This is a genomic window from Moorena sp. SIO3I6, assembly GCF_010672095.1.
On sequence record NZ_JAAHHU010000157.1, the window covers coordinates 1 to 12,449 of the forward strand.

Sequence of the window (12,449 nt, forward strand, 5' to 3'; positions counted from 1 at the left end):
GATTCCCGATTCCCGATTCCCGATTCCCGATTCCCGATTCCCGATTCCCGATTCCCGATTCCCGATTCCCGATTCCCGATTCCCGATTCCCGATTCCCGATTCCCGATTCCCGATTCCCGATTCCCTACCTTTACAGATAAATTTTAAACTTGGTGCAAGGATTTCTAAACTTAAACAAACCAGCAGGTTGGACATCCCACGATTGCGTTGCTAAAGTGCGGCGTCTGCTACGGCTGAAACGAGTAGGCCATGGAGGGACCCTTGACCCAGCTGCTACGGGGGTTTTACCGATAGCTCTGGGTAAGGCAACCCGACTGTTGCAGTATATGCAGCAGGATAAAGCCTACAAGGCTACCGTGAGACTGGGAGTCAGGACAACTACTGATGATTTGGAAGGAGAGGTGATTGCTACTCAGTCTGCAGCCGGGTTGACTCTGGAGTTGGTCAAGGGTTTGTTGAAACAGTTTGAAGGCACGATTCAGCAAGTGCCACCAATGTATAGCGCTATTCAGATCAAAGGTAAACGGCTGTATGATTTAGCCAGAGCTGGTGAAGTGGTAGAGGTACCAGAACGAACGGTAGAGGTTGAGAAGATCGAGGTTTTGGATTGGCGTGGCGGGGAATTTCCGGAAATTGATTTAGCGATCGCATGTGGCCCTGGCACCTATATTCGCTCCATAGCCCGGGATTTAGGAGATGCCCTCGAAACCGGTGGTGTGCTCGCCGCTCTGACTCGTACTCGCAGCAGTGGCTTTGATTTAGCCGATAGTCTGACATTAGAAGAATTGACCCAACAGCTGGAACAAACCCTATTCCAGCCAGTGTCCCCTAGTGTAGCTTTGGGGCACTTAGCCTCTGTAACCTTGTCCGCTGATCAAGCCCGTCGCTGGTGTTTGGGACAGCGTATCTCTGGGGATGATACTCTAGTTAAAGTCTCTACCCTTGAAACCTCCACAAGTCCTGTGCAAGTGTACCACGAAGATGGCAGTTTTTTGGGTATTGGTAAAGTTATTTCCTCAACCTCTGGAGTATTGCTGGCTCCTCAAATGGTTTTTGTTTGATGCTATAGCAGAGGGAATAGGGAACAGCGGATCTGGGAACAGGGAGTAGGGAGTAGGGAGTAGGGAGCAGGGAGCAGGCCAAAAATCCGTGTGTGTACTCCATTAATATGAAAACCGCTGTAATTAATTGAATCTAACAGGACTTACCTAACCTGATTTTGACATAACCAACTATCCTAAAATTGACGAGCTTCGAGTCAGGAATAATGAGTTATAATTTAGATTGTAATAAACAAAAATTAAAGTGTATTTGAAGCAAACAAATAACTAAAAATAATTCACTTTATTATTTAAGATCCGAATTTAACCGTTAAATATTCCCTATTATAAAGTAGTGTTGTACTGGGGCAATATCTAATAGCAATTTTATAATTTCCTGACAGATTCCCTCTCCCCACACTTCCCACACTTCCCACACTTTCTCTACTCCCTACTCCCTACTCCCTACTCCCTCTATTCCCGACTCCCGATTCCCGACTCCCGATTCCCGATTCCCGATTCCCTACTCCCTACTCCCTACTCCCTACTCCCTTCAAATCAAAATGGCAAACACTAAATCGGGCACTGGTCAAGACCTAGTCACAGTTCAGGAAGCTGCTGAAATTTTAGGTGTTTCCTCCGACACCATACGCCGGTGGGAAAAGAAAAAGCTGCTGAGGGCAAAGCGGTCTGAACAAAACTACCGTTTTTTTGACATAGAAGAGTTAAAACGAATTCAAAGGAAGTATCTAGGGCTAGCTACTGGGGTTGAATTTCGTGTTCTCAAGAGCAAACCCACTAGCTTCAGAGTTATTGAGTTATTTGCTGGGTGTGGAGGTATGGCACTGGGTTTTGAGAATGCTGGCTTAACCACCAAGCTGTTGGTGGAGATTGATAAAGACTGCGTAAACACTCTGAAGCTGAATAGACCTTCCTGGAAAATCATACTTGAGGATATAGCCAATGTTGATTTTACTAGACTTCTTTCAGAAGTAGGGAACAGGGAACAGGGAACAGGGAACAGTGGACAAGAATTGACGGAAGTAGTATCAGAAAACGGCGTTGCTGATTCTGGGTATGATTCCGCCCCCCTAGCCCCCCAATTCTGGGGGGGACAAAACTTTCAAAGTCCCCCAAAGTTGGGGGATTTAGGGGGCTTGACCAAAACCAGACGATCGCCCATTCATACTTCAATTCAGCAACGTCCAGAAAACTACTACTTTGGGAAATACAAAGACAAATACAAGGACAACGTAGAGATTGTGGCTGGTGGGGTGCCCTGCCAAGCTTTCAGCTATGCCGGTCTGGGTAAAGGTTTTGACGATACTAGAGGGACGCTCTTTTTTGAGTTTGCACGGTGTGTCAAAGAAGTACAGCCTAAAATAGCACTGGTTGAAAACGTTAGAGGTCTGATCCACCATGACCAAGGCAGAACCTTATCCACCATGCTGCGAACCTTAGAGGATTTAGGCTACAACCCTACCTATAAGTTGCTCAGAGCGCAGTTTCTAGATGTCGCCCAAAAGCGCGAGAGGGTAATTATCATTGCGCTTAGAAGAGACTTAGACCTAAACGCAATATTTCCTAAGGAGAAGGACTACACTATTTCCCTGAGGGAGGTGCTCAAAGATTGCCCGAAATCTATAGGAGCAAAATACCCTCCCCGCAAGAGAGAAATTATGGAATTAATACCACCAGGAGGTTATTGGCGGAACTTACCAATAGAGCTTCAGAAAGAGTATATGAAAAAGAGTTTCTATCTCGGTGGCGGCAAAACCGGTATGGCTAGGCGGCTTTCTTGGGAAGAACCTTCCCTTACTCTCACCTGTAACCCAGCTCAAAAACAGACCGAGCGGTGTCATCCTGAAGAAACACGACCGTTGACAGTCAGGGAATATGCACGTATTCAGAGTTTCCCCGATGATTGGGAATTTACCGGTTCTATATCATCAAAGTACAGACAAATCGGCAATGCCGTCCCTGTTAATTTAGCTTACCACATTGGACGATGTCTGATTGCGATGTTGCAAGGGGAATTCGACCCAGAAACGATGCAGACGTGTTGAACTTTGGCTTCTGCCCTTACTAACCCCAATTTTTTTGATAATTAGTCAACCAAATATGATATTAATAATACTAGAGATATGACTACAGTATGACTGTACAAACCCAAAAACTATCACCGTTGAGACTAATACTAATAGTATTGATATCTTTAGTATTAGTCGCTATTGTTGCCATAGGAGCTACCTTTGCCCTTTCAGGAGAATCGTTGATGAAATTTCCAGGAAAACAACCTACCAATATTGGGATTCAGTCTTCAGGGCAATTAGCACCTTGCCCAAATACCCCTAACTGTGTCAGCAGCTATAGCCAAGATGCCGAGCATGGTATTGAACCTTTAGCTTACAACTCAACCCCTACTGAAGCAATTGCTAAGCTTAAAACTGTGATCCAAAACCTAGAACGAACACAAATTATTGAAGAAACAGACAACTATCTCTACGCACAATTCACTAGCGGTTTAATGGGATTTGTGGATGATGTAGAGTTTTTGCTCGATGACAGTGCTAAGGTAATCCATGTTCGCTCCGCCTCCCGTTTAGGAAAATCCGATTTGGGAGTTAATCGGAAACGGGTGGAAACGATTCGAGCGGAATTGAGCTAATTTTTATCAACAAAACATCATTCATCCCGTTGGTGGGCAGTGCCTAGCAACGGGATTGACTTGGTTATGTTATCTGTTTCAAGCACTGCCCACCCTACATCTTCAATAAATATAAACCCGTTGGTGGGCAGTGCCTAGCAACGGGATTGACTTGCTTATGTTATCTGTTTCAAGCACTGCCCACCCTACATCAACTAAATTTTCAAGTTTAATGAACCAATAGTTAATTTATGTTAACTTGACATACTCTCTAGGCTTTGATGGTTTACTATGCTTTTGGCGGTTAATTATCTAACCACTGCTGGCATCGAAATACTCCGAAAACTATTTCTGGATATATCCCAAAATATAGTTTTGGGCGAAGCCGAATTGGTAAAAATTACCGTTAGGTACGCCATAAAAAAAAATAAAAATTGATAAAATCATCATGAAAAAGTTTGCATCTCTTTTCGTTTCGTTATTGTTGGTATGTTTTACCTTAGTTGGTGCTGCATCCCCAGCCAATGCTTATGCAGGATTCTCTGAGTCTGGAGCTACAGGTACAGGACCACGTGTTGACTTTGGTGTACATGGAGATACTGCAAGGTACATGATTGTAGGAGCATACGACAATATCAATAATATCGATACTAAGAATCGCCCTCTGAAAATCCACTCTACTTCAAATAATCCAATTACCATTCAGATCACTGAGCTTCCTGATGTTTTTACTGCTCCGGCTAGTGCAGATTTAAAAATTATTGTAATCGACAGGAATACTGGCAAGTTGTACATTGCTGACTAAGCACTAGGCCTTAGGCACTAGGCATTAGTGGAATTTTGATTCCCTAGGGTAGGCTATTGCTTACCGTTTGAATCTGAACCCACATTCTTCATTTCTTGAGGAATGTGGGATATATTTTTTGGGTAGACTAACTACTAATTGATGGATAGTTCCATTTTTTACGATGTGATAATCAACACAACTGGTATAGGTTAATGAGGAGAAGACATTCCTACTCCCTACTCCCGTCTTGATGCAGTCGCTCATGGGGGGAACCCCCATGAGCGACTGCATCAAGACAGGAAATCGGTGTCAAATCATACTGTACCTCATAACTGCGATAAACGCTATATTCAGGTTAATTATCTTTAGGAATCTCAAGACTAAGTAGGTGGGCGTAATTAAGTGTAAAATAGCGATTGAAATTCAAAATACCGAAAACCCTATGAATAAAGGATTTCAGCTTCATTTTCGGATTTTTAGTTTTAACGTTTATTTATGCCCACCTACTTATATCATGAATATTAGAGTCACAATGTTATTCAAAAAAACTTGCTTGCTAATTAATAAAGCTCAATAATACTATCAAGTAATAAAAATAACTATAGCATTTTAGTTGAGATGTAAACATAGGATTTATAGAACAAAGTAACTTCGCAACAGTAGTCAATATATCCGATTTTTGGTGTTATGATAAAGCAGCAATGCGGCATTGATTTTGATGATCTATTGGAAAATGGTATATAAATGCATCAATTAATTAATCCAAAAATTTTTCCACTTGCCAGAAAAGCTTCATTTATGCCTTTATTGGCATTGCTAATGGCAACTTTTATCCTTTCATTTGCTGCGATTCTAACAAAATTGGCTGAGTTTGATCTTGGACCTGGCGCAACTATATTTAACCGATATTGGATTGCTGCAGTTACCTTTAGCTTATGGGAAAGCCAAAAGCTTGTATTCCCTGGGAAACCTGAACAAGAGTGTAAATCATCAGGGCACCTTACTATTAACGATGTAATCTTGTTCGGGATAGAACCTTTAATGACTTTTATATGCGTATCTCTGTGGGCTATTTCACTAACTCAGACTAGTGTAGCCAATGCCAATTTGTTGCATAACATGACTCCTATCTTTTCAACCCTCGGTGCTTGGTTGCTTCTGAAGCAGCAATCAATTTGACAACCGCTTTCTAGTTGGTCTAGGCATTGCACTATTCGCGTCTAGTTGTATTGAGTTTGAGGATTGGTTTATTGCCCCTAGCAACTTTACTGGAGATATGCTGGCACTACTCTCTTCTGTTTTTTATGCTGGTGCATTTTTAGCTCGTGAATCCTTGTGCAATAAATACTCAGTCAGCACAATCTTGCTATGGAGCTGCTTCTTAAGAGCGATCTTAGCTTTGGGATTTACTTTAATCATGGAAGACACCTCTTCCCCTTGACACAATCAGCATGGTTTTCTGTGGTTGCTTTAGGCATTGTTGTACAGGTTTTTGGACATGGCCTTTTAACATACAGCTTTAAGCATTTTTCCTCTAGCTTTGTCAGTGTATGCCTCTTACTCGATCCACTGATTACAGCTTTATTCGCTTGGATTATCTTCGCTGAAAAATTGACGCCACTCAAGATGGTTTCCTTCCTTGGCGTTATTGCTGGAATTTATCTCGCTAGGTTAGGCAAGGGTTCTCAAAAGGCAGGGTAAACGCCAGAAGTGTTGAAGATTTTAAACCTTCAACACTTCTGCACTATACCATACTTCGGGTTAACCTTTAGTGGAAGTAAGCAAATAATCAGTCGATAAAAGGTGTAAATTCATGCTATTAACTTCTAAAATTTTGTTTGAATGAAGCCATTTTAACACTGTTATTTCCTGTTGGAATTTTACCTCTTTTGAAAAATTTTGACGATTAAATTCTCCGATATATTTAGATCCTTTGTATAAATCAGACCTTGTGATCTCAACTAGAACTAAACCTGTTGATAAAATAGCTGATTTAAGAAGAGGATTTTCTAGAGGATTATTACCATCTTCATAAAAGCAGCGAATCTCTTCTCCATTTATAGTATAATTTTTTTCCTGAAAACCAAGTTTATTCATATAAACAGTTGTTTCTGAGTTTGTTGATAGGCTTCTCGGGAAAACAAAAACCGGTAAATTATCAAACAAAGGGAGACCGTCATTGATTTGATGTGGTTCAAAGAGAATCTTCCACATATCTAAAGATAGACTATACTTATCTTGTTGATCATTTCCGGCATGCTCTATATTACTTCTATCGTAATCATGCATATATGTTGAAAACATACCTGCAATTGAAGATAAATTGAAATTGTCTGTATTATTCGCAACAGATACTTTTGTGAATTCATAGAGGGGGAAACCAGGTTCTTTATTATTGTTTTCATCAGAAAAGCAAATAACTACCAACCAAGCAATATCAAGAGTTATGTTCCCTAGTCTTACATCTTTTCTAAGTTGCTCGTCATGCAGATTCTGAAAGAATAAACCCCTACATCTTTCTAGGAAAGCTTTCTTTTGCTCTGTTGTCTTTTCTAAGATATCGGCAACTGCATTATAGCGTCCCAAATCTCCGGTTATCTTCTTTCTATGCTCTTTGGTTAGGATATCCAAAGGTACTTCAACACTATATAATTTCACTTGATTCAACGTTTAGGTAGACAATAAACCTCTTGCCAAAGTTATTTTTGCGGGCATCTGCGGTGGCTTCCAGTCTTCCAAAAAGCCAGTGGCTGTTTGTTGGAGCTTGGCTGATCGACTCATTACATATATAGAAGTCAAGCCAAATCTGGTAAGCTGCTATGCAGTTATATTGTATAATATAAAGTTAACCCTCTTGTGTCACTCTAGGCCAAGGAACAATAACGATTATCCCACAAATCGACCAAGTAACCTAAACAATCAAATTCCTTCATTCATACCCAATTGATAATTTGGGTCGAATCACTCGAAAGTAAAGAAAACTAGTAAGGTATAACACATTCACAACAATTAGTAAGCTTTTACCTATCCAAGAGTCAATCATACCGAAAGTAACAATGGTTGCTACTAACACCAATAATTTTTCTACTGTGGATACGGTATAACCATGATGCTTGGGGTCCCAGTAGGAGAAAGGACTGATAAAACGATAGTTACTAACGGGAAAAAAGTGCCGGTGAGCATCATCATTGTGAACTGGTAAATCCAATAAGGAGTGCAGTATCATACTCCAACATAGAATTTCCCAAATTTGCCATCCCCAGTAATGGCTGATAATCACTCCACACAGGGCTAGGGGAAGGGAATGAAAGGTAGCAACAAGGTTTTGCCAAAAGGGCAATTCGTAGGTTTGTGACCAAATCTGGTACTCTGATTGACGACGAATCAATTTTGCCCAGATATAAAGGATAAAAATTGGTAAATCGGGTAAGATAGCACCAATTGTAATGGGTAAAGCTGCCTGAAGTTGAGTCTGGTGATTCAAAACAGCAAGGTTAATAATGGCGTGGCTAGGAGTATTCAAGGGTTAGTTTATTGATGAATTTGGTTGAGCGATATTATATAGAAATAATACAATCGGTGAGGTACTTTGGTACTGGTTTTTAGGGAGTAGGGAGCAGGGAGTAGGGAGTAGAGAATATGTTCAAAACTACAATACAAACACTATATAGCACTACGCATTAAGATGTTTGACATTCCTAAACTCAGCAAACTTAGTCATAGCTTACTTCTGACTTCTAACTTCTGACTTCTGACTTGCGCGTAGCGCTATATTACACGCAGTGCTATACGGTATAATAATCAACCATTGATTTGCTCTCTGGACTTATAGCGTTTCTCATAGCTATGAGGTACACATTATTTTTTCCATCTTACCTCTTACCTCTTAACTATTAACTGCTCCCTGCTCCCTGCTCCCTGCTCCCTAAAACCCAGAGATTTGTACCTCATGGGTATAATAATTGCTAGAATAATCCATTCCGCCTGATCAGTCAGGGTTAATTACTGTGTTGAATTCAAGGTCAAAGTCAAAACGAAATTCAAGGTTAAAGTCAAAACCAAATAAGCGTAAGCATTCCAACTCTCCCCTGCAGCGGCTGATTGGTTACGCTCAGCCCCATCGTTCCCTAATCGGGAAAGCGATCGCATGCTCAATCCTCAACAAAATCTTTGACTTAGCCCCTCCGGTCTTGATTGGGATGGCAGTGGATGTGGTGGTCAAACAACAAGATTCCTTGATAGCCCATCTAGGAGTAACGGATATCTTTAGCCAACTGGTATTGCTGGCATTCCTGAGCTTGATTGTCTGGGGATTGGAATCGGTCTTTCAATATACTTACCAACGATTATGGCGGAATCTGGCTCAAACCATTCAACACGAATTGCGCCTAGATGCTTACTCTCATCTGCAATTGTTGGAACTAGCGTATTTTGAAGATAGTAGTACAGGGGGATTGATGTCTATCCTGAGTGATGATATCAACCAACTAGAACGCTTTCTCGATATTGGTGCCAACGAAATTCTCCAGATATCCACAACCATTATTATGGTCAGTGCGGGCTTCTTTATCGTTGCTCCCAATGTAGCTTGGATCACTCTGATCCCTATCCCCTTTATCCTCTGGGGTTCGATTACCTTTCAAGGTCTGCTTGCTCCCCGTTACGCAGAGGTGCGGGAAAAGGTAGGGTTACTCAATGGACAGTTAGCAAATAATCTAACTGGGATTACTACCATTAAAAGCTTTACAGCGGAAGACTATGAAGCAAAGCGGATAGAGTCACAAAGTCTAGGGTATCAGCACAGTAACCAGAAAGCGATCGCATTTTCTGCTGCCTTTGTCCCCTTGATTCGGATGTTAATCCTATTTGGGTTTACCGGAATTCTGCTCTACGGTGGTAAGTCCGCAGCCGCCGGGGAACTAGCAGTAGGCACCTACAGTGTCTTAGTTTTCATGACTCAGCGCTTGCTGTGGCCATTAACTCGACTGGGTAACACCCTTGATCAGTATCAACGGGCCATGGCATCCACTACTAGGGTAATGAATCTGCTGGATACCCCGATTGCCATGCACTCTGGGGATACACCATTGCCTAGGTCCGAGGTTAAAGGTGAATTGGTATTAAATAATGTGACATTTGCCTACCGTAATCGCCCCCCTGTGGTAGAAAATCTCTGCCTCCACATTCCCGCCACCAAGACTATCGCTATAGTAGGTTCCACAGGGTCTGGTAAAAGTACCTTAGTGAAACTGTTATTAAGACTATACGAAATCCAAGCAGGTTCGATAACTCTTGATGGGATTGACATCAGACAGCTGAAGCTCAAAGACTTACGCCATGCTATTGGTCTAGTTAGCCAGGATGTATTTTTATTCCACGGCACCGTAGAAGAGAATATCACCTACGGCACTTTTGATGCCACCACCGAGGAAATAGTTGCTGCCGCTAAGACCGCAGAAGCCCATGAATTTATCATGCAGCTGCCCCAAGGCTATGACACCATTGTGGGAGAGCGCGGTCAGAAACTATCTGGAGGACAACAGCAACGAATTGCGATCGCACGAGCACTCTTGAAAGACCCCCCAATCTTGATTCTAGATGAAGCCACCTCCGCTGTTGATAATGAAACCGAAGCCGCCATTCAGCGCTCCCTAGAAAAGATTACCCAAAATCGCACAACCATTGCGATCGCTCATCGGTTGTCCACAGTCCGCAATGCCGATTGTATTTATGTAATCGAGCAAGGCAAATTAGTAGAACAAGGACGACATGAAGAGTTGTTAGAGCAACAGGGAATTTATGCCATGCTGTGGCGGGTGCAGTCTGGAGTGAAGTAATAGGAGTGTGGGGAGGGTGGGGAGATGGGGAGATGGGGAGATGGGGAGATGTTTATTAAGTTCGTAGGGTGGGTTAGGTGGGGCCAGGATTTTGAGCAATGACCAATCAGTTTTTATCCGCACCGTAACCCACCTTCTTAAAATTTCGCCCCTGACTACTAACGCTTTGTAATTAATGAAAGTGCCAAACCACTATAACTTGCTAACTTGCTAACCTTAAACCTGCTAACCTTGGCCAAAAGGCCACGCTTCGCGAACAACTTTCAACCTTCAACCTGCTAACCTTCTGCTAACCTTCAACCTGCTAACCTTGGCCAAAAGGCCACGCTACGCGAACAACCTTCTAACCTTCTGCTAACCATAAAAAAAATAGCCGTAGAAATAATTTCCACGGCTGGCTGAAATCCACAGTAAGTTGATTTCACTACTTATGTTATATGACTTTGTTCCATGACCAGTCTGATCATGATCTTACGTGATTAGACCTGGTCTTATAGCTAGGGGGAAAACCCCCCAGCTGCTTAAAATCTTAATCCAGAATTAGGTACCTGGTCAAAGTACTAATCACTTCTCCAGGAATGCCACTCGGCTCAAGAGGAGTCCACTCATAAAGTTGTGCGTAGCCCTGGGTATACAGGGAATAGATGGTATTCATTACTGCCTTACGGGAGCCCTTTAACCTGTGCTCAACCGGTTCTTTATTCCCGAAAACAAATTGAGTAGTATTCCCCGGAATTAGATACTCTGGATTATTGTCAGGATTCGGAACAAAGTCTGTAAACATGATTAACAACTTCAATGGGTTTATACACTATAATCATAATTATTATAGTTTTATTTGTAAAGAGATTTTATAAATTTTTTTTGTAAGCTATCAGCTATCAGATTTTGAATAATAAATGTAGCGTGTTATTGGAAATAATATAAAGCTATAAACCTTATTAGTAGAGTTAATTAATGTTCAAATATGCTCTTAAATAGCCGCTACACTATCGCTTTTTTTACCTTTACTTTACCCTATAGTAATTATCAATTTTTTGATAAACTTTTGGGGTGCATCTCACTGTATTTATGCCGCCACTCATGGGGAGATGGGGAGATGGGGAGATGGGGAGATGGGGAGATTGGGAGATTGGCGGAAGAGAAAGTTGTACCTTTGACCGCAACTTAGTATTAAACGATTAATTAAAGCATTCCTCATCTCTGGATCAGAGATATTAGCTAACTCGCCCACTACCGTTCCATATTGACTAAGTTCCGTTACTGCTTCTTCCAGTTTAGGCTGACGTGAGCCAATTAAAACCGCAGCACCACCCTGCTGAAGAATTAATTGAGCAACCGCTTTACCCATACCACTTGTGCCACCAACAACAATGATTTTTTGTCCCGCAAATTCTTGTGTCATGATTATCTCCTTAATTGATTGATAGTTAGAATTTAATTACCTACTAGAAGGTAGATAAAGGAATAAAAAAAATTATTCCTTTATTAGCGGTCAGCCGTCAGCCGTCAGCGGTCAGCTGTCAGCTTATTTTATTCTCAAGTAGTGTGGAACAGGCTTCTAGCCTGTGACTTTCGCATCAGCACCTCAAGTAGTGTGGAACAGGCTTCTAGCCTGTGACCCATAGCCCATTAGCTGATAGCTGACCGCTGACCACTGACCGCTGATAGCTGATAGCTGACCGCTGATAGCACCTCAAGTAGCGTGCGCGTAGCGCTTAAGCTAATCGCTGACCGCTGATAGCTTCTCTTCCAGACATGCACCAGTAATCTGATCAAAAGCAGCACTACTATCTTCCGCTACCCGGGCTAATAATTGCGCTCCTTGTAACATCGAAAGTAGCATTTTTGCTTCTACTTCCACCGATTTGCTACACTGCCAATCCTCGGTTTCACAGCCACGGTGCAATAGTCTGGCTACCCAAGATTCAGTGACAGAAAAGAAACTTCTGATCTCTGCTTTGATTTCGGAATTTAAAACACTCAAATCTGCTGTCAACATTCCACACAAACAAATTTTATTGTCTTGCAAACCATCTCGATAGAGATTCACAAACTCTCTCAATTGTGCTTGTGGTGTTGTTTCCTGTTGCTCAATTTCAAAACATTTCCGTGCCAAGTTTTTTTGGTATCGTTT

Annotated in this window: 14 protein-coding genes; 7 read left to right on the forward strand and 7 right to left on the reverse strand. The window is 41.9% G+C overall.

From position 1 onward, the window contains the following. Positions 1-153: 153 nt before the first annotated feature. A complete protein-coding gene (truB, locus tag F6K49_RS28640) occupies positions 154-1,062 on the forward strand; it encodes a tRNA pseudouridine(55) synthase TruB (protein WP_293102068.1) in 909 nt (302 codons plus the stop codon). Here the strand turns inward: truB and F6K49_RS28645 are convergent. Beyond that, a complete protein-coding gene (locus F6K49_RS28645) occupies positions 1,010-1,165 on the reverse strand; it encodes a hypothetical protein (RefSeq protein ID WP_293019683.1) in 156 nt (51 codons plus the stop codon). The two genes, truB and F6K49_RS28645, sit on opposite strands and share 53 nt — an antisense overlap. A gap of 439 nt (positions 1,166-1,604) precedes the next feature. Here F6K49_RS28645 and dcm point away from each other — a divergent pair, with 439 nt between their 5' ends. From dcm to F6K49_RS28670, 5 genes are all read left to right on the forward strand, one after another. Then, entirely contained in the window at positions 1,605-3,107 is a 1,503-nt protein-coding gene (dcm, locus tag F6K49_RS28650) for a DNA (cytosine-5-)-methyltransferase (RefSeq protein ID WP_293102073.1), read from the forward strand. Positions 3,108-3,247: 140 nt separating this feature from the next. After that, on the forward strand, positions 3,248-3,709 hold the full coding sequence (locus F6K49_RS28655; RefSeq protein ID WP_364304082.1) for a DUF1499 domain-containing protein: 462 nt from the start codon (positions 3,248-3,250) through the stop codon (positions 3,707-3,709). Between the two features lie 427 nt (positions 3,710-4,136). Beyond that, a complete protein-coding gene (locus F6K49_RS28660) occupies positions 4,137-4,493 on the forward strand; it encodes a hypothetical protein (protein WP_293102077.1) in 357 nt (118 codons plus the stop codon). Positions 4,494-5,219: 726 nt separating this feature from the next. Continuing rightward, positions 5,220-5,654, forward strand: a complete 435-nt coding sequence (locus tag F6K49_RS28665; protein ID WP_293102080.1) for an EamA family transporter — start codon at positions 5,220-5,222, stop codon at positions 5,652-5,654. A gap of 189 nt (positions 5,655-5,843) precedes the next feature. After that, entirely contained in the window at positions 5,844-6,176 is a 333-nt protein-coding gene (locus F6K49_RS28670) for a DMT family transporter (protein ID WP_293102083.1), read from the forward strand. A gap of 60 nt (positions 6,177-6,236) precedes the next feature. Here F6K49_RS28670 and F6K49_RS28675 read toward each other — a convergent pair whose 3' ends face one another. The 3 genes from F6K49_RS28675 to F6K49_RS28685 form a co-directional block, all read right to left on the reverse strand. Next, complete coding sequence (locus tag F6K49_RS28675) at positions 6,237-7,142, reverse strand: hypothetical protein (protein WP_293102086.1); 906 nt, start codon at positions 7,140-7,142, stop codon at positions 6,237-6,239. A 262-nt stretch (positions 7,143-7,404) separates the two neighbouring features. Further along, positions 7,405-7,998, reverse strand: a complete 594-nt coding sequence (locus F6K49_RS28680; protein WP_293102089.1) for a hypothetical protein — start codon at positions 7,996-7,998, stop codon at positions 7,405-7,407. A gap of 8 nt (positions 7,999-8,006) precedes the next feature. Then, the gene (locus F6K49_RS28685) at positions 8,007-8,135 is read right to left on the reverse strand and encodes a hypothetical protein (protein WP_293019670.1); all 129 of its coding nucleotides are present in this window, start codon (positions 8,133-8,135) and stop codon (positions 8,007-8,009) included. Positions 8,136-8,563: 428 nt separating this feature from the next. Here F6K49_RS28685 and F6K49_RS28690 point away from each other — a divergent pair, with 428 nt between their 5' ends. Beyond that, positions 8,564-10,312: an ABC transporter ATP-binding protein gene (locus F6K49_RS28690; RefSeq protein ID WP_293102098.1), complete on the forward strand. Its 1,749-nt coding sequence runs from the start codon at positions 8,564-8,566 to the stop codon at positions 10,310-10,312. 529 nt (positions 10,313-10,841) lie between these two features. Here the strand turns inward: F6K49_RS28690 and F6K49_RS28695 are convergent. The 3 genes from F6K49_RS28695 to F6K49_RS28705 all read right to left on the reverse strand — a co-directional run. Beyond that, complete coding sequence (locus F6K49_RS28695; RefSeq protein WP_293019667.1) at positions 10,842-11,096, reverse strand: hypothetical protein; 255 nt, start codon at positions 11,094-11,096, stop codon at positions 10,842-10,844. Between the two features lie 297 nt (positions 11,097-11,393). Continuing rightward, positions 11,394-11,717, reverse strand: a complete 324-nt coding sequence (locus tag F6K49_RS28700) for an SDR family NAD(P)-dependent oxidoreductase (RefSeq protein ID WP_293102092.1) — start codon at positions 11,715-11,717, stop codon at positions 11,394-11,396. Between the two features lie 318 nt (positions 11,718-12,035). Continuing rightward, on the reverse strand, positions 12,036-12,449 hold a 414-nt coding region (locus F6K49_RS28705), incomplete at its 5' end, for a TetR family transcriptional regulator C-terminal domain-containing protein (protein WP_293102095.1).

Coding starts and splice junctions, on each gene's coding strand:
- dcm (WP_293102073.1), top strand. CDS start 1,605: ATGGCAAACACTAAATCGGGCACTGGTCAAGACCTAGTCACAGTTCAG.
- F6K49_RS28645 (WP_293019683.1), bottom strand. CDS start 1,165: ATGGAGTACACACACGGATTTTTGGCCTGCTCCCTGCTCCCTACTCCC.
- F6K49_RS28665 (WP_293102080.1), top strand. CDS start 5,220: ATGCATCAATTAATTAATCCAAAAATTTTTCCACTTGCCAGAAAAGCT.
- F6K49_RS28660 (WP_293102077.1), top strand. CDS start 4,137: ATGAAAAAGTTTGCATCTCTTTTCGTTTCGTTATTGTTGGTATGTTTT.
- F6K49_RS28700 (WP_293102092.1), bottom strand. CDS start 11,717: ATGACACAAGAATTTGCGGGACAAAAAATCATTGTTGTTGGTGGCACA.
- F6K49_RS28670 (WP_293102083.1), top strand. CDS start 5,844: ATGGAGCTGCTTCTTAAGAGCGATCTTAGCTTTGGGATTTACTTTAAT.
- F6K49_RS28695 (WP_293019667.1), bottom strand. CDS start 11,096: ATGTTTACAGACTTTGTTCCGAATCCTGACAATAATCCAGAGTATCTA.